Annotated in this window: 1 pseudogene; it reads left to right on the top strand. The window is 68.6% G+C overall.

The window, feature by feature from the left end:
* Positions 1-141: 141 nt before the first annotated feature.
* Positions 142-574: pseudogene (locus tag RNB18_RS50870) on the top strand (hypothetical protein); the annotation flags it as partial.

The raw sequence follows: 574 nt of genomic DNA on the forward strand, positions 1-574 counted from the left end.
CTCACCCGACTGTGCGGACTCACGGGCCCCCTGACCCTCGCCGACATCGGGCTCGCCGGAGCAACCGCAAGTCGACCCTCACACAACTGGCGTTCTCAGACTGTCGTTTCAGCCATCATTGACACCACGCGGAGCGACGCCGTGACCGATGACGCAGCCCCCACCGTCAACACACTTCTTCACGGCCTCCAGCTCATCGACGCGGTTCAGCCCTGGCTGCACCTCCCGGACCACGGCGCTCTGCCCGATGCCACCCGGCCAGGCCGCATCGGGATGAGCGACGTCGCCGCGATCCAGGCCACGACGGACATCTTCCGCAGCCTCGACAACGCGCACGGCGGCGGTCTGTCCTGGCGTGCAGTCGTCGGACAGCTCCACGCGGTCACGGACAAGGCCAGGCAGGGCCGCGTCAGCGACGAGGTCGGCCGACAGCTGTTCGTCAGCGTGGCCGACCTGGCATCCGTCGCCGGGTGGATGGCCCACGACGTCGGACGGCACGAACGCGCGCAGGACTACCTTCTCCTCGGCCTCAAGGCCGCCAAGCAGGCCGGACCTGATGGAGCAGCTATCGCCG

This window comes from Streptomyces doebereineriae (genome assembly GCF_031845645.1).
Classification (GTDB): Bacteria; Actinomycetota; Actinomycetes; order Streptomycetales; family Streptomycetaceae; genus Streptomyces; species Streptomyces canus.